Source organism: Algoriphagus litoralis (assembly GCF_003259255.1).
GTDB classification, from domain to species: Bacteria; Bacteroidota; Bacteroidia; order Cytophagales; family Cyclobacteriaceae; genus Algoriphagus; species Algoriphagus litoralis.
On sequence record NZ_QGOL01000009.1, the window covers coordinates 121,068 to 137,679 of the forward strand.

Annotated in this window: 11 protein-coding genes; 7 read left to right on the plus strand and 4 right to left on the minus strand. The window is 42.3% G+C overall.

Annotated elements, in window-relative coordinates; translation table 11 throughout:
* The first annotated feature begins 120 nt into the window (after positions 1 to 120).
* The 3 genes from DK188_RS12045 (at position 121) to DK188_RS12055 (ending at position 3,638) form a co-directional block, all read left to right on the plus strand.
* A complete protein-coding gene (locus DK188_RS12045; protein WP_111671077.1) occupies positions 121 to 768 on the plus strand; it encodes a hypothetical protein in 648 nt (215 codons plus the stop codon).
* A 5-nt stretch (positions 769 to 773) separates the two neighbouring features.
* Positions 774 to 1,553 carry a 5'/3'-nucleotidase SurE gene (gene surE / locus DK188_RS12050; protein WP_111671078.1) on the plus strand — a complete coding sequence of 260 codons (780 nt, stop codon included), beginning with the start codon at positions 774 to 776 and terminating at the stop codon, positions 1,551 to 1,553.
* Positions 1,554 to 1,799: 246 nt separating this feature from the next.
* Positions 1,800 to 3,638 (plus strand): ATP-binding protein, encoded by a 1,839-nt coding sequence (locus DK188_RS12055; protein WP_157963231.1) that lies wholly within the window; start codon positions 1,800 to 1,802, stop codon positions 3,636 to 3,638.
* On the opposite strand, the gene DK188_RS12060 is transcribed toward DK188_RS12055, so the two are convergent.
* The 4 genes from DK188_RS12060 to DK188_RS12075 all read right to left on the minus strand — a co-directional run bounded on the left by DK188_RS12060 (position 3,588) and on the right by DK188_RS12075 (position 9,554).
* Positions 3,588 to 4,460 carry a type 2 periplasmic-binding domain-containing protein gene (locus tag DK188_RS12060; RefSeq protein WP_111671080.1) on the minus strand — a complete coding sequence of 291 codons (873 nt, stop codon included), beginning with the start codon at positions 4,458 to 4,460 and terminating at the stop codon, positions 3,588 to 3,590. The two genes, DK188_RS12055 and DK188_RS12060, sit on opposite strands and share 51 nt — an antisense overlap.
* A gap of 72 nt (positions 4,461 to 4,532) precedes the next feature.
* Positions 4,533 to 5,858, minus strand: a complete 1,326-nt coding sequence (locus DK188_RS12065; RefSeq protein ID WP_232825721.1) for an MFS transporter — start codon at positions 5,856 to 5,858, stop codon at positions 4,533 to 4,535.
* A gap of 36 nt (positions 5,859 to 5,894) precedes the next feature.
* Positions 5,895 to 8,333 carry a glycoside hydrolase family 31 protein gene (locus tag DK188_RS12070; RefSeq protein WP_111671082.1) on the minus strand — a complete coding sequence of 813 codons (2,439 nt, stop codon included), beginning with the start codon at positions 8,331 to 8,333 and terminating at the stop codon, positions 5,895 to 5,897.
* Between the two features lie 192 nt (positions 8,334 to 8,525).
* The gene (locus DK188_RS12075) at positions 8,526 to 9,554 is read right to left on the minus strand and encodes a LacI family DNA-binding transcriptional regulator (protein ID WP_111671083.1); all 1,029 of its coding nucleotides are present in this window, start codon (positions 9,552 to 9,554) and stop codon (positions 8,526 to 8,528) included.
* Positions 9,555 to 9,895: 341 nt separating this feature from the next.
* Between DK188_RS12075 and DK188_RS12080 the strand changes: the two genes are divergently transcribed.
* The 4 genes from DK188_RS12080 (at position 9,896) to DK188_RS12095 (ending at position 16,525) form a co-directional block, all read left to right on the plus strand.
* A complete protein-coding gene (locus DK188_RS12080; RefSeq protein WP_111671084.1) occupies positions 9,896 to 10,936 on the plus strand; it encodes a SusE domain-containing protein in 1,041 nt (346 codons plus the stop codon).
* A gap of 91 nt (positions 10,937 to 11,027) precedes the next feature.
* Positions 11,028 to 13,823: an alpha-amylase family glycosyl hydrolase gene (locus tag DK188_RS12085; protein WP_111671085.1), complete on the plus strand. Its 2,796-nt coding sequence runs from the start codon at positions 11,028 to 11,030 to the stop codon at positions 13,821 to 13,823.
* A gap of 18 nt (positions 13,824 to 13,841) precedes the next feature.
* Positions 13,842 to 14,903, plus strand: coding sequence for a class II fructose-bisphosphate aldolase (gene fbaA / locus DK188_RS12090; RefSeq protein ID WP_111671086.1), 1,062 nt, complete (start codon positions 13,842 to 13,844; stop codon positions 14,901 to 14,903).
* A 68-nt stretch (positions 14,904 to 14,971) separates the two neighbouring features.
* Positions 14,972 to 16,525 carry an alpha-amylase family glycosyl hydrolase gene (locus DK188_RS12095; RefSeq protein WP_111671087.1) on the plus strand — a complete coding sequence of 518 codons (1,554 nt, stop codon included), beginning with the start codon at positions 14,972 to 14,974 and terminating at the stop codon, positions 16,523 to 16,525.
* Positions 16,526 to 16,612 lie beyond the last annotated feature (87 nt).

Consider the following 16,612-nt stretch of genomic DNA (forward strand, 5'->3'; position numbering starts at 1 on the left):
ATCTACACTAATTTTCAGAAAATAGTGTGCTCGGTAGGATTTGAATTGGAGTTTAAAGAACCTGTGAGGATAAAGAATCAGGACTTTCGATCCTATTATTCAATAAACCTATAATCAAGCATGAAAGAATCCTTATTTAGAGCAGTATTAACCATGTCTTTCCTGTTTGTGGGGATGCTGTCTTTGCTTGCGCAAAATCAATTTCCCTCCCAAATGTGGTACAAAGGTAATATCTATGGTACAGATGGTCAGACCTATGCAGGGTTGGTGAAATATGATTTGGAGAATAATGTTGTTCAATTACAAACTGAAACCATTTCTACCTTTACAGCTTACACTGTCAGTCATTTTGAAATTCATAATGAAACAAATGAACGGCTAAGAACTTTTTATAGTATTCCTTATAGTCTAAATGGCGATAATGAAGTGCCGGTTTTCTTCGAAGTATTGACAGAGGGCAATCATATTACGCTTTTATGTAGGGAATATATTGCAACATTATACGAAAATGTTGGGACTAAAGGGGTTATTGGAATGAATCCTTCAAATGGACCTCGGACCAAAACATCGTATCGACTTGCCTTCAATTTTTACTTTCTGACAAACGGAAGTATCGAAAAATACAGCCTGAATAAAAGAGACTTATTTACGATGCTCCCAGGCTACGATGATGAGATTTCACTTTTTATGAGAAAAAATCGTCTGGAGCATGACAAGCGCCTAGATTTGCTTAGAATTACCGCTTATTACAACGAATTGCAGAATTAATCTTTATGTCAAAGCCACTCATCCTCGTCTCCAATGACGATGGAATTACCTCCAAGGGAATCCGAGTTTTAGTCTCCGTTATGAAAAGAATAGGGGATGTCGTCGTAGTTGCCCCTGACAGTCCACAATCTGGGATGGGCCATGCGATTACAATTGGTGAGACACTGAGATTAAATGAAGAAGATATTTTCGAAGATGTCTTGGCATATAAATCCAGCGGAACTCCGGCGGATTGTGTGAAGCTTGCCAAGCATTATGTGCTCAAAGACCGAACACCTGATTTGGTCGTCAGCGGCATCAACCATGGTTCCAATACTTCAATCTCAGTATTGTACTCAGGGACAATGTCTGCTGCCATTGAAGGCGCCTTGGAAGGACTTCCTTCTATCGGCTTTAGCCTTTGTGATTATTCTTCAAAGGCAGATTTCTCCCATGTCGAAGAGTGGGTAGAGAAGATTGCCAGACAAGTGTTGGAAAAAGGAATTGCCAAAGGCGTAGCCTTAAATGTGAATTTTCCTCCCAAAAGAAATGAAGCAATCAAGGGAATAAAAATCTGCAGACAGGCAGATGCCAAATGGCAAGAAGAATTTGCCGAACGATTTGATCCCACTGGCCGAAAGTACTTTTGGATGGCTGGTAACTTCGTGAATTTTGACAAAGGAGAAGACAACGACGAATGGGCCATTGCCAATAATTATATTTCAATTGTTCCTTGCCAGTATGACTTGACTGCCCATCATGCGATTACTCAAATGAACAAGGAGTGGGATTGGGATAAATTGTGAAAGTGCCCACAATCTTTTTTATTTTTTGATTCGAGAAGCATTGCTTATCTCTGATTATCTTTATTTTGCGTCAAAAATTGAATTTAAAAAATCATAGTGAGTCGCCCGATTCTATATTTAATCTTTACCTTCTTTCTAGTTGCCAATACTGTTGAGTCAGCCTTTTGTCAGGCTAATTCTATTGACAGTCTTGCTTCGTTATTGCCTTCAAAAAATGGGGAGGCACGTGTTGATTTATTGAATGAAATGGCTTTTTCTCTTCGGGAAAATGCCCAAACTGAAGCAATGGCTTATGCACTTGAGGCAGATTCTCTGGCGAAAGAACTCGGCTACTTATCTGGGCAAAGCCGCGCCTTGGAAAATATAGGGTGGATTTATTACCGTAGAGGGTCATGGGAAGATTCATTTGAGTATTCCGAAAGAGCTTTCAATTTGGCGCTTCAGGCCAACGATAAACTACAGGCCGCCAGATTAATGAATAATATGGGAGCGCTCTATTACGAGCAGCAAAACTACCAGATGGCGATTCAGCAGTTCAAGAAGGGCTATGAGTTGGCAACAGAAATCAATGATCTTTCTACCCGGATTCGGTCTTTGAATAATGTTGCCTTAAATCTCGTCCAGACCCAACAGTTGGATTCTGCGATGGCCTATGCAGAGCTTTCCTTAAATCTCAACCAAAGTGCAGGATCTCCCTACCTGATGTCATTTGCAAATAGAGTCATAGGTGACGTATACTTTGCTAGGGAAAATTATGATTCTGCGCAGGCCATATACAAGCGCTCACTGAATATGGCACAGGCACAAGGGGTAAAATCGTTTGAAGCCGGAGTTTTGCATCGCCTTGGCAATGCGTATTTGAAAGATGGTCAATTGGATTTGGCTGAAGAATTACTTTTGTATTCCGTTACGCTCTGTGCCCAAAATGGATTTTTGGATGAACTATCCAAGAGTCATCGGTACTTGGCTGAATTGTATAAGAAAAAAGGTCAATTGGATGTCGCTTTATTCCACCAGTCTGAATTTATTGTATTGTATGATTCGCTGCTGAATAAATCCAACCGTGACAGACTTGCCCTTCTCCAGAATATGTTTCAAAAAAATCTGGAGGAATCAGAATTAGAATTGCTAAAAGCACAGAACGAAAATCAATCCTATAGACTACAGACTTCCAGGCTCTATGCCATCTTTTTTGCGGTAACTGCGCTGCTGGTGGGAGCTTTGGGCATAAGACTTTATTTTTTGAATAATAATGTAGTTAAGTTTAACTCAGAGCTTTTGGAGCAGCAAGAGAAGATCGAGGAACAAAACTTGGCACTTGCCCAGCAGTCGGAATTGCTGAAGGAGATGAATGAAACGAAAAACAAGCTTTTTTCAATTCTTGGCCATGATTTGAGAGGACCTGTTTCTCAGGTTAAATCTGTGGTTGATTTGCTTTTGGCAGGCCATCTTTCCCAGCAAGAATTCAATGAATTGCTTCATGTCCTGAACAAAGACATTGACTCGGTGAATTTCACTTTGAACAATACGCTCAAGTGGTCCATGGCTCAGATGGATGGTTTTCAAGTCAATATTACTACGATTGATCTCAGAGAAGTAGTCGATAACTCACTTAATCTGTTGCAGGCATCAATCAAAGAAAAAGAGCTGTCAATCTTCAACCAAATGGAATCAAAAGTTGAGGTGAATGCAGATCAGGATCTGATGGAGGTAGTGGTACGAAATATCCTCAATAACGCCGTGAAGTTTTCAAATCCGAATGATGCCATTACCATTTTTTCCGAAAAAGATGACAATTGGGCCTATTGGTGCGTCATGGATCAGGGAATCGGGATGACAGAGGAGCAAATCCAACTTTTGCTGTCTGACTCCTATACACTCACCAAATCCCGCCTAGGTACGAACAAAGAAAAAGGATCAGGCCTAGGACTTCAGCTTGCAAAAGAATTCACCAGAAAATGCGGGGGAGATATATCTATTGAAAGTCATCTTGGTCATGGTACGAAATTCTGTGTCCGCCTTCCTCTGGCCAAGTCAGTCGTGAAAAGTCAATCCTTCAGTGGCCAAGAAGAGCTCAGGACTTAGAATTTCTTTGATGATTCCTAGAGTTCTCATTGTCTGCATAATCGAATTTAATTTCGCTCTCGAGATTTCGTTAGAAGTACACCAGGAGGTTTGTTTGAGCCATTCTCCCACATCATCCCGATCAAGTTGGTAAAAGTCGGACAGGACCTCAGCCCTATTGGGGTGATCACTGAATGTTTCTGCAATGCTGTAAACTTGGTCTCGAACTTCAAAAATCGAATTTCCCCAATCAGCCAATGCTTTTTCCGAGGCCACCATGATAAAGCAAGGCCAAGGACTTTGAACTTCCCCGATTCGATTCATAGTACCATTTTTCACCATAGGTGCTGTGGTGTATTTTTCCCAAAGGAACATCCCTTCATTCCCATTGTCCATAGCCTCTTTGGCACCATCCATATTTCCGACTAACTCAAAGGTCAATTCGTCCAAATTCCATTTCTCCCGATTTGCCAGAACCATTGCCATCAGATGAGATCCAGACCCCATTCTGCTGACCAAAAAATGCTTCTTTTCTAGTTTTTCCAAATTAGATACCGATGTGCTGGCACCTAAATGGACGCCCCAGGTTAGCGGGGTTTCGACATGATATCCTATCATTTTGGAGGGATTACCCGCCTCAAAATCTTTGAGAAAGCTTTCTGTCAATAGGATGGCAATATCGGCTTCATCATTTCGAAGTGCCAAATTCATTTGACCCGAACCTCTAGATTCATCGATCCACTGAATCTCAATTCCTTTTTCCTGGAAAGGCTGACTTTGCTCCAATAGCCGAAAGGGATAATTAAAATGCTCAGGTACTCCGACGATGCGTAGGGTTTTCATAGAATGGGATTTGGTGCAAAAATAAAAAGCCAATCCTAGAAAGAATTGGCCTTTGTGATGGTTTGGTTTTTTTTAGTCGTGGGTGGCAGTCCGGTCAGTTATCAGGAGATTGGACAATCCAGCCAAAATCAACAAGGTTCCTGCTAAAAGCATGGTATTGATTACGGCTTCGCCAAAGAGGATTTTGTACAGAAAATTCACTCCTCCAAGTGCAGCAATAATCTGGGGAATCACTATAAACATATTGAAAATGCCCATATAGACCCCCATTTTCTTAGGTTCAACAGAACTGGATAGCATGGCATACGGCATAGATAGAATACTCGCCCAAGCGATACCTACCAGAGAAAAGCAAATATGAAGCATCCATGGCTCCGAGATGAAGTAGATCAAAATGAAACCTGCGCCACCTGCCATCAGGCTGACCATGTGGAGAAGCTTCCGGTTGATTTTGACTTTGGATGCTACAAAGGCCAAAATCAAAGCATAAAACATGGATACTAACCCATAGGTCCCCAAGTAATTTCCCACACTGTCAGCGGCATTGTTGTATTCCACTGAAGTCGTATCAGTAGCCCCAAAAATATGTTCGGTGATGGCCGGAGTCGCAAAACTCCACATGGTGAAAAAGGCAAACCAGGAGAAAAACTGGACCACACCAAGCTGCTTCATCACTGTTGGCATGGTAGCTATGTTTTGGACGATTTCCCCAAAGCCGCTGAAAAAGCCTTTATTTTTTGATTTTTCGCGTTCAAATTCATCCAAATCATCAGGAGGATACTCGTCTGTAGTGAGGATGGTGTATAGAATGGAGGAGAAAAGCACGAGCGCGCCGATAGCAAATGCATATTTCACCGAATCTGGTACCACTCCCTCAGCAGCGGTATTGGGTACACCGATTTGAGTCATCATCCAGGGTAGGTTGGAGGCCACCCAAGTTCCTATTCCGATGATCAAAGTTTGAACCACAAAACCATAGGACCGCTGGAAATCAGGAAGCTTGTCCGCTACCAAAGCCCTAAATGGCTCCATAGAAATATTGATAGATGCATCCAGAATCCAAAGTGCTCCCGCTGCCATCCAAAGGGCCGATGAATAAGGAGCAAAAAATAAAGCAACGGTAGAAAATAAAGCTCCGACAAAGAAGAACGGTTTTCTACGCCCAAACTTAGGATGCCAAGTCCGATCACTCAGGTATCCTACAATTGGTTGGACCAGAAGTCCCGTCAAAGGGGCAGCAATCCAAAGAAAGGGAATGGCGTCCTTGTCTGCTCCTAAGGTCTGGAAGATCCTGGACATGAATCCACCCTGCAGGGCAAATCCAAACTGTATTCCCAGAAATCCGAAACTCATATTCCAGATTTGCCAGAAACTCAGTCGCTTTTTGTTTAGAGTCATTTTGGGTTGAGTGGGTTAGAGGTATTGTTTGGTGGATTAGTTGAGTCCTGTGATAGAGAAAGCGGACAGGCTATGATCAAGTTCAAGGTATGGAAGATCTTTGATCTCGAAATAGGGGTGTTCGTTTTCTGGAAGAGGGTCAAATTCTGTCAGTCTTTCCAAGAATGCAAAATCCTCTTTTTTCAATGGGAAAAGAGCTCCATCCACAGTGACAGAAGCTGAGTCAAACCCATGGAAATAAATTTTCAGTTTCTTAAAATCACTACTGTAACTTCCCTCTGCTGTGCCGAATGCCAAAGAATTTGATTCGGGATGATAGCTTATGGTTCGCTTCAAAAAGTCACCTTGTAGATACTCCAATCCTTCTCCGGCATCTTCATAGTGCAGAAATTCAGATCCTTTTTCGCCTTTATAAACATGAATTCTCAGGACTCCATCAGTTTTTTGTCCAGTAAATTCTACATCAGATTGCATGGTAAGCATCTGACCACCTTTGACAAAAACAGGGAGATAATTGAGCGGACAATCTTTGTAAATCGTGCCCTTTCCGTGATACTTTTTGTCCGTGTATAAATAATACCAGTCTCCTTCAGGCAAATAAACTTTGGTGATTTCTTTGGTGCTCTCCACCGGAGCGACCAGCAGTGAATCACAGAAGAGGTATTCATTTTGGTAAGCCGTCAAGTAGATTTTTTCATCTTGAGGATATTGGATTGCTAGACTTTCAGAAATTGGTAAGCCGGTGATGCTACTTAAGTAAAACTTGCTGTAGATGGTGGGTAAAAATCTATATCTCAGCTTCATATAGTTTCTACTAATCTCCTCCACTTCCTCACCGAATGCCCAAGGTTCGGCATCATTGCTATTGATCATAGAATGAGCTCGATAGAACGGTGCAAAAGCACCTATACTCATCCAGCGAGCAAAAAGTGATTTGGTGGATTCTCCTGCAAAACCTCCCACATCATAGCCTGCAAATGATACACCGCTCAATCCTAAACTATTTACCAGCCGGATGCCTGCAAGCATGTGTTCTTCAGAAGCAACATTGTCACCAGTCCATGCTGCTGCAAATCGCTGGATTCCTGCAAATCCCGATCGGGTTAAGACGAAAGGCCGTTTGTCAGGATTTTGGAAGGCCGCACCTTCCTGTGCGCTTCGGGCCATCTGCATCCCGTAGATATTTCTTGCTTTTCTGTGAGAGGCTTTTTCACCTTCGTATTCAAATTCGATCAGATTCGGCGTGAACTGCCCCCAGGAAGCTGGTTCGTTCATATCTGTCCAGAATCCGTCCACTCCGGCTTCGGTGTAAAAAGCCATTTTTTCTGCCCACCAAGTTCGGGTTTCTGCTTTGGTGAAATCTGGAAATCCACACCAGCCCGGCCAAACTTGTCCTTCATAAATTTTTCCGTCGGGATATTTTACAAAGAGATCCTGTTCCAATCCCTCTTCAAATGGGAAATAATCACGCTGAGTTTTGATTCCGGGATCCATGATGACAACTACTTTGAACCCTTTTTCTTTGAGCCGGGAGATCATGGCTTTTGGATCTGAAAATTTTTCCCCATCAAAAGTGAAAACCTTGTAGCCTTCCATATGATGGATATCCAGATAGATCACATCGGCGGGCATCTTTTTGTCCCGAAAAGTCTGGGCAACAGTATATACTTCTGAGTCTGGATAATATGAGTATCGACATTGCTGGAAGCCCAAGGCCCATTTGGGAGGCATCTGCATCCTGCCAGTCAAGGATGTGTAGGCTTTGATTATTTCAGCCACAGAAGGCTGAAAAATATAATAGTAATCCAAATCTCCATCCTCAGCACTGAAGTATACAAAGCGATTGTTTGAAGCACCAAAATTAAAAACGGATTTGTGGGTGTTGTCGAAATAGATCCCATAAGCTCCTTTATCATGAACTCCGATATAAAATGGAATACTCATGTACAGCGGATCATCCCCGATACCGTATCCGAAATAATCCGTGTTCCAATTGGTGTAGGCTCTACCTGATCGATCCAGGTTTCCGGTTTTTTCCCCGAGTCCAATAAATCGCTCATGCTCTTGTACCTGCTTGTAAGCGGTCACTTCTGACCCAATCCAAGCCGTACCCAGTGTATCGTCTGCATTCAGTAGGTTTCCATTTCTGTCAAAAAATGAAATGGAGAAATTATCCAAATCTAAATTCAGCGCGATTAGAGTAGTGGATATTTCCAGTTGATTCCCTTTTTGTTCAATTGAAAAATCGACCTGAGCTGGCTCAGAAATTACGGAATAGGGGTTTGATTCAAAGGAATCAAATCTGCTGGCTTGAATCCTGATAATTCCCTCTTGGAATACGGAAATCCGAAACCGGGCAAACTCACTGTGTCCTTCGATACCTGTTTCTGTTTGTATCCATTCTTGGATTCTCCCAAAACTCTGATGACGAGATGAATTGTGTGAAGTTTTCGGAACAGAGCTTTTACTATTCATGGATGGAGGCAAGGAAAATTCTAAATGACTGCCGCTAAAATAGCTAGTAAACCGAATATAAAAATCAAAAAGTCGGCGGTGAAAATCTGTTCAAACTCCTCCTAGACTGGATTGAACCTGCCTTATTCCGAATTCAGGACTATTCAAACGTTTGCATTTTAGGAAGGCAATTGATAAGAATTTTCTTTTTTTTTATCGAACAGAGGATTTTCTGATCAATAGCTCGGTGTCAAGCACCACTGAATTGGAAAATTCATGGAGCTGGATCTTTTTTTCAACTAGGTCTAACAGGATTTCAGTTGCTTTGGCGCCCATGTTGAAACCAGGCTGAGCTACAGAGGTCAGCGTAGGGTCAATCATGGAGCAAAACTGCCAGTTGCTGAACCCAACGATCCCGACATCTTCGGGAACTCGCAGTCCCGCTGCCTTGCAGGCAAGCATCGCTCCAACTGCCGCCATATCATTATTTGCAAAAAATGCATCGGGTTTCTTTTTGAACGATTTCAGGATTTCAGTTGTCGTTTTTTGAGCTTCATCATCTGTTCCTAGGGTACATTCAACAATAAACTCAGGATCCGGAGTGAATCCATGGTCAATCAGTGCATTGGTATAGCCTCTTTGGCGTTCTCTTGAAATATTCAAATTGGATGGCCCTGAGAGGTGGACGATATTTCTATACCCCTGTCGGAGTAGATGCTTTGTAGCTTCATAGGCGCCACTGTAATCGTCGACAGTCACTGTGATCGCTTGTTCGATATTGGGCACCCGGTCAAAAAAAACAATAGGAAATCCTTTGTCCAGTAGCTGGCTGAAATGATCAAAATTCGTGGTTTCCTTTGAATAGCTGACCAAAACGCCATCGATCTGATTTGCTAGCATCGTGTCAATACTGGATTTTTCACGAACTAATTTTTCATTGGTCTGAGTAAGAATCACCTTATATCCTCTATCAAATGCTACTTCTTCAATTCCACTGATCACTGTCGAAAAGAAAAAGTGCACCACTTCCGGGATGATCACCCCAATCGTAAATGAACGCCCCTTTTGGAGTGAGAGTGCAATAGCGTTTGGGCGATAGTTCATTTTATCGGCCAGTTCCTTCACTCTTCTTTTTGTCTCATCGCTTATACCAGGATAGTCTTTTAATGCCCTGGAAACAGTGGAGGAGGAGACTTTGAGTTCCCGTGCAATATCTTTAATAGTGACTTGGTCGAGTTTCATAAATTATACTATTCCCAGAATAAATTTAATGAGATCCTAAATACTCCCATTTGAAAAGGCGCAATCGATTTTTTAACATTTTTTTCAAAGTACCAAAAAATTATTTACCAAGGGAAAAAAATGTTTGGGGATGCAAACGTTACCGCAAACGTGTGCATTAAAAAATTCTTTTGAAATCGATTTCCTTGTGTTGCTTCAATTGAAAACCTGTTTTAAGTTTTCATAAAACAAACTATTTCACTTTTAAATGAGGATTAAGTTTTTAGAATCAATCAGATTAAAAAGTGAAAAAATGTAATAATTCTAAGAAAATCTAAAGTCAATTTAACAACTCAAAATTTATGAAAGCAATTCGACAAATTGGATGGGTAGCTACGCTTATTCCCATACTTCTGGCCTGCGACAATTATGAAATGCCGCCAATTATCCCTCAGACCGGTGCTGCTCTTTCAAGCCCAGCCCCAGGCTCTTCCATCGTTTTGGAAAAAGATGGCGCAGATGAAGCAGATATTGAATTCACTGTGACCGCTGCTGATTTTGGTACCACAGGAACTGTAAAATACCAGCTTCAGATGGATTTGGCAGGTGCAAATTTTGCCGCTCCAGTAGACTTGGGGGCTGAATCAGAGTCCAATATTCTAGCGGTAAATGTAGCAGAGCTAAATGAAGCCTTGTTGGCCAAAGGTCTTCCATTCGAGGTAGCATCCAATGTTGATTTCCGTGTGAAAGCTTCCATCAACCTACCACTCGCTCCGATTTTCGGTGATCCTATCACTTTATTAGTGACTCCCTATGATGCTACTGTGGCATTTCCAGTGATGTATGTGCCAGGTGATTATCAGGGCTGGGATCCAGCCAATACAATGACAGTTCTTTATTCAGAAAACTTTGACAATAAATTCAAAGGCTTTGTTCACATTATCGGAGGTTCAAGAGAATTCAAGGTAAATGAAGGTCCAAATTGGGACGTGAACTACGGTGATACAGGAGCTGACCTGACGTTGGACAGAGACGGTGACAACATCAAAGTAAAAGATGATGGTACGTATGAACTCAATGTGGATTTGGGAACTAAAACCTACACCATCAGTGCTCCAAAAAGATGGGGAATCGTAGGTGATGCTACCGCTGGAGGTTGGGATGCGGATACACCAATGGATGCATTCGACAAAGTGACCAATTCACTCAAAATCACGACAGACTTAAAGGCGGGAGAGATGAAATTCAGAGCTAATAATAACTGGGATTTCAACTTTGGAGGAAGCAATGGAGAGTTGACAGCTGGTGGAGCTAACATTCCTGTGGCGGAAGCAGGTAATTACACCATTACACTGTATTTTGGTGCTGAGGGTGTTGCTACCTACACCCTTACCAAAAATTAATTCAAATTAAGAATACCCAGTATAACTAAGACGGACCGGCTTTTTGGATCTACTCCAGAAAGCCGGTTAGTCATTTTCATTTAATTCAACTATGAATATTAAGACAGGAGTCATTTTTCTTTTATCATTTTGGTTAGGGCTTGCTGGCTTTGCTCAGGTTACTACCGAACCAGCAGTTCCGAGTGCCTCGGGTAGTGTTAAGATCATTTATGATGCGTCCCAAGGAACGACCGGGTTAAAAGACTGCAACTGTGATGTCTATATTCATATTGGTGCGGTGACAGGGGGAGAAACTTCCACTACTTGGGCCATCGTGCCATTTACTTGGGGAACTGCTGATCCTGCAGCCAAAATGACCAAAGTGGATGGACAGGCAAACAAGTACACTTTTGAGCTTATACCAAATGAATTTTTCGAAAACCCAAACAACCTCACAATTTTCAGGCTGGGAATGGTCTTCAGAAATGCAGACGGAAGCAGGGAAGGGAAAAGCAGTTCCAATGGAGATATTTTTGTCAATCTCGCTCAGGGATTTGATGTCTCTTTTGTTTCCCCTGCAGCAACAGGAGCTGTCTCATTGGAAGTGGGAGAAAGCTTTGAATTCAAAGCCTCAGCTACAGAAACTGCTGATCTGAGTTTTGAATTGGATGGAGTTAAGGTAGCGGAAGCACTCAATTCTCAAGAAATAACATTGAACTACACTGCCACTGAAGCGGGCAATTTTGATCTGGTAGCCAAAGCAAAAAAAGGTGATCAAGAAGACAGTCAGACGGTCAATATCGTAGTTTTTTCACCTTCAGAAACAGCCCCTTTGCCTGTAGGAGCAAAATTGGGCATCAATTACCTATCTGGTACAGAAGTGATTTTGGCGCTGCAAGCACCAGGCAAAAGTCTTGTCCACGTGATAGGGGACTTCAATGATTGGAAAGTATTGCCTGAGTATCAGATGAAACGAACTCCTGATGGAGAAATCTTCTGGTTGAAAATTTCCAATCTGGTACCAAAGCAAGAATACATCTTTCAGTATCTCGTGGACGGAAATATCCGAATTGGTGATCCTTTTGCGGACAAAACTTCAGATCCCTTTAATGACCAAGAAATCATTGACCAAAATCGATACCCTGGTCTCAAGCCTTATCCTGCAGGAAAAACAGAATTTCAAGCTACTTATTTGCAAACTTCCCAAGACCCGTATCCTTGGAAAAACCTGACGTACGAAAAGCCAAACCCTGAAGAATTGGTGGTGTATGAGCTGCTGGTAAGGGATTTTGATGACCGAAGGACATACAATGCAGTAATAGAGCGTTTGGATTACCTCAAAGGATTGGGAGTAAATGCGATCGAACTGATGCCTATCGGTGAATTTGAGGGTAACCTTTCTTGGGGATATAATCCTTCCTTCTTTTTTGCCCCGGATAAGTATTATGGAACCAAAAATGACCTAAAACGGCTAATCGACGAGGCTCATGGTAAAGGCATTATGATCATTTTGGATATGGTGCTCAATCATGCCTTTGGCCAAAACCCAATGGTTCGTCTTTACAATGATGGTGATTATGGAGCACCTACAGAAGATAACCCATGGTTCAACAGAGTAGCCAAACACCCATTCAATGTGGGTTATGATTTCAACCATGAGAGTAAATACACGCAAGCCTTTGTGGATTCAGTCAACAACTATTGGCTCACGGAATACAAAGTGGATGGGTTTAGATTTGACCTTTCCAAAGGATTCACGCAAGTGAATTCAGGCGATAATGTCAATATATGGTCTCAGTACGATCCTTCACGAATCAAAATCTGGAAACACATCTACGATCGAATCAAAGCAAATCATCCGGATGCCTATGTCATCCTGGAACACTTGGCTGCAAATGATGAGGAAAAAGAGCTGGCTGATTATGGGCTGATGTTTTGGGGAAATATGAATAGAACCTCCAGAAATCTGGCCAAAGGTACCAACGACAACATGGAGTGGGCTTACTTCAAAAATAGGGGATGGCTAAAGCCAAACTTGATGCCGTATCAGGAATCTCACGATGAAGAGCGGGTGATGTGGGAATCCCTGAATTTTGGGGCAACCTCACCGCTTAATATTAAAGCTTTGGAAAATGCCGTCAATCGAAACCAGATCATGACTGCATTCTATTTTACTATTCCCGGTCCCAAGATGCTGTGGCAATTTGGAGAATTTGGATATGATCAGGAGCTCAACAATGACCGCCTTGGAATCAAACCAACCAAATGGGAGTATTTGAATGATCCCGAAAGAATCCGTCTCTTCAAGTTGTATCAGGAAATGATCAAGCTGAAAAGCGAACATGATGTTTTTAATAATCCAACCACAGCAACCCTTAACCTAGGTCCAACTTTCAAATCCATTTATCTGGATCATCCTGAAATGGATGTTGTACTTTTTGGGAATTTTGATCTTAATTCTAAAGGAAATCAACTGTTCTCATTTCCTCGAGTAGGGAAATGGTACAATTATTTTACGGGTGAAGAGCTCAATGTCACAACTGCCCAAGTTTCTTTTGGCTTGCGACCCAATGAGTTTTATCTCTTTACCGACAAGCCACTCCCCAAACCGGAGTCGGGCATTCTACAGCAGGATTTTGTGACTTCAATTCCTGAAATCATTCCGGTAGGAGATTTTAAAGTTTATCCTGTTCCTACTTCGGCCAAGTTGACTGTGAAGCTTCCTCAAGATATGATTCAGGCTAATTATCGGATCGTGGATATGGCCGGCAGAGTAGTAATTGATGGTCAAACTGGCAAAGGAGAGCAGATTTTAGATTTTGATCTAAGCGGAATTCAGGCAGGGATTTATATCTTTGAGGCTTTCGATACAAAACGGGTGCTACATAAGCGCTTCATCAAAGAATAACCAAACCTAATTCAAAACATGAAATTTAAACCTGGAGTAAAATACGGAAACGAGCTTCGCGACCTGTACGCTTACGCAAAAGAGAATGAATTTGCGATGCCAGCAGTCAATGTGATAGGTTCCAATTCAGTGAACGCTGTGCTGGAAACAGCCAAAAAGGTAAATTCACCTGTGATCATTCAGTTTTCAAATGGAGGAGCCCAGTTTTTTGCAGGAAAAGGCCTGGCAAATGATAAGCAGCAAGCAAGCATAGCCGGTGGGATTTCTGGAGCGCATCACGTTCACCAAATGGCAGAAGCCTATGGTGTACCTGTGATCTTGCATACAGATCATGCCGCTTTGAAGCTATTGCCTTGGATTGATGGCTTGCTTGAAGCGGGTAAAGCATACCATGCAGCCTACAAAAGACCTCTCTACAGCTCGCATATGTTGGATCTTTCCGAAGAGCCTCTTCACGAAAACATAGAAATCTCCTGCAAATACTTCAAAGAATTCACCAAACTGGACATGGCCATCGAAATCGAACTGGGTGTAACCGGTGGTGAGGAAGATGGGGTAGACAATTCCGATGTAGATTCATCCAAATTGTATACTCAGCCTGAGGAAGTAGCCTATGCTTATGATCAATTGAAGGAGATCGGGGATCTGTTCACCATTGCTGCTGCTTTTGGCAACGTACACGGTGTTTACAAGCCTGGAAATGTGAGTTTGAAGCCGATTATTCTGAAAAACTCCCAGGATTTCATCAATAAGAAATACGGTACTACAGGCAAACCGCTAAACTTTGTTTTCCATGGTGGATCAGGATCTACCGTAGAGGAGATCCGTGAAGCAAATAGCTATGGATCGATCAAAATGAACATCGATACGGACATGCAATGGGCGATGTGGGAAGGTATTCTGAATTATTACAAGAAAAATGAAGGCTATCTCCAATCTCAGCTGGGAAATCCTGAGGGACCAGACAGTCCAAATAAGAAATATTATGATCCGCGCAATTGGTTGAGAAAGGGCGAAGAGAACTTTGTGAAGCGTCTCGAGCTTGCTTTTGACATGCTCAATGCTGTGGGAAGAAATTAAACCAAATTTTACCCAACCTAGGAAAAAGTCACTTCAACAGGGTGACTTTTTCTGTTAAATAAGTTATGATGAAACAAACCCTGTTAATCCCATCCATTTTGGCACTTGCGCTTTTTTCCTCCTGCGAAAAAGAAGAAACCCCAGCAGTCAAAAACTACTGGCCTGAGGCTGGTGTGACCTATGAGATTTTTGTACAATCCTTCTATGATTCCAATGGTGACAGCATTGGCGATTTCAATGGAGTGACGCAGAAACTCGACTATGTCAAAGAATTAGGGGCAAATGCGATCTGGTTTATGCCAATTATGCCTTCGCCAACCTATCACAAGTATGATGTGACGGATTACAAAGCGGTTCATCCTGACTATGGTACAATGGATGATTTCAAAAAACTCCTCGAAGAAGCACACAAGCGGGATATCAAGATTGTGATCGATATGATTATCAACCATACCGGAAGTGACCATCCTTGGTTTATTGAGGCGAAATCCGGCCGCGATAACCCTTATCGGGATTATTATGTTTGGGCGCAAAAGGACACAATTGCAGACTTTTTGAATAAGAAAACGATTACTCTGGATTCGGATAATATCCGTCAATGGCATGATCCTGGACAGGGCGAGGACTATTACTATGGATTCTTCTGGGGAGGAATGCCCGATCTGAACTTTGACAACCCCAAAGTAAGAGAGGAAATCTATGAAATCGGTCGATTTTGGCTGGAGGACATAGGAGTGGATGGATTTAGACTGGATGCTGCAAAGCACATTTTTCCAGATGATCGTCCACTGGACAATCATACATTTTGGAAGGAGTTTCGTGAGAAAATGGTAGCCATCAAACCAGACGTTTACCTCGTTGGCGAGGTCTATGACAAAAAGGAAATCGTAGCACCCTATCTTCCAGGATTACCTGCACTCTTCAATTTCGATTTCCATTACACGCTGTTGGAGACCATGAATACCGAAAACGGTATGCTATTGGCAAATAAGCAAAAGGAGGTTCTGGACTTTTATCAGGCGATTACACCGAGTTTTATCGATGCAACATTTTCTTCCAATCATGATCAGCCTAGGATTCTAAATGAACTGGGTTCTGATCCTGCCAAATACAAACAAGCCATCGCCATTCTGTTGACCATGCCGGGTGCGCCTTATTTGTATTACGGAGAGGAAATCGGTATGCTCGGTTTGAAGCCTGACGAGCACATCAGGGAGCCATTTCTTTGGGATAAAAAATCAAAGGACACCGGCCGGGCCCAATGGATCAAGCCAAAATATTCCAAAGACTCCACAGTGGTTCCCTTGGAATTGCAGAGAGCTGATCCTAGCAGCTACTTCAATCACTACAAAACCTTAATCCAACTCAGAAACTCCTATCCAGCGCTAGCTTTGGGGAATTTGATGCTTCCTGAAACCGAACTGCCAAAAACTGTGATGGCCTACCATAGAAATACTGGCGGGCAGGAGATTTTCGTCGTTCACAACGTAGGAAAAGCACCAGTAGAAATTGAGGTCCCGGAAGGTTTCGAAGAAGTGATTTTCAGCTTAGGAGAGACAGCGTTAAGTTCAGGAAAGTTGAAATTGTCGGGAAATTCAAGTCAGGTATTTCTTAAAAAGTAAAACCAAAGGAGGTGTTTCACCTCCTTTTTTGTTTTTAGGCAATCCAAAATCGAGACGCTCCGAACGAATTGAAGAAAATCAAAGTTG

Coding starts and splice junctions, on each gene's coding strand:
- DK188_RS12045 (WP_111671077.1), top strand. CDS start 121: ATGAAAGAATCCTTATTTAGAGCAGTATTAACCATGTCTTTCCTGTTT.
- surE (WP_111671078.1), top strand. CDS start 774: ATGTCAAAGCCACTCATCCTCGTCTCCAATGACGATGGAATTACCTCC.
- DK188_RS12055 (WP_157963231.1), top strand. CDS start 1,800: ATGGCTTTTTCTCTTCGGGAAAATGCCCAAACTGAAGCAATGGCTTAT.
- DK188_RS12095 (WP_111671087.1), top strand. CDS start 14,972: ATGAAACAAACCCTGTTAATCCCATCCATTTTGGCACTTGCGCTTTTT.
- DK188_RS12075 (WP_111671083.1), bottom strand. CDS start 9,554: ATGAAACTCGACCAAGTCACTATTAAAGATATTGCACGGGAACTCAAA.
- DK188_RS12085 (WP_111671085.1), top strand. CDS start 11,028: ATGAATATTAAGACAGGAGTCATTTTTCTTTTATCATTTTGGTTAGGG.
- DK188_RS12060 (WP_111671080.1), bottom strand. CDS start 4,460: ATGAAAACCCTACGCATCGTCGGAGTACCTGAGCATTTTAATTATCCC.
- fbaA (WP_111671086.1), top strand. CDS start 13,842: ATGAAATTTAAACCTGGAGTAAAATACGGAAACGAGCTTCGCGACCTG.
- DK188_RS12080 (WP_111671084.1), top strand. CDS start 9,896: ATGAAAGCAATTCGACAAATTGGATGGGTAGCTACGCTTATTCCCATA.
- DK188_RS12070 (WP_111671082.1), bottom strand. CDS start 8,333: ATGAATAGTAAAAGCTCTGTTCCGAAAACTTCACACAATTCATCTCGT.
- DK188_RS12065 (WP_232825721.1), bottom strand. CDS start 5,858: ATGACTCTAAACAAAAAGCGACTGAGTTTCTGGCAAATCTGGAATATG.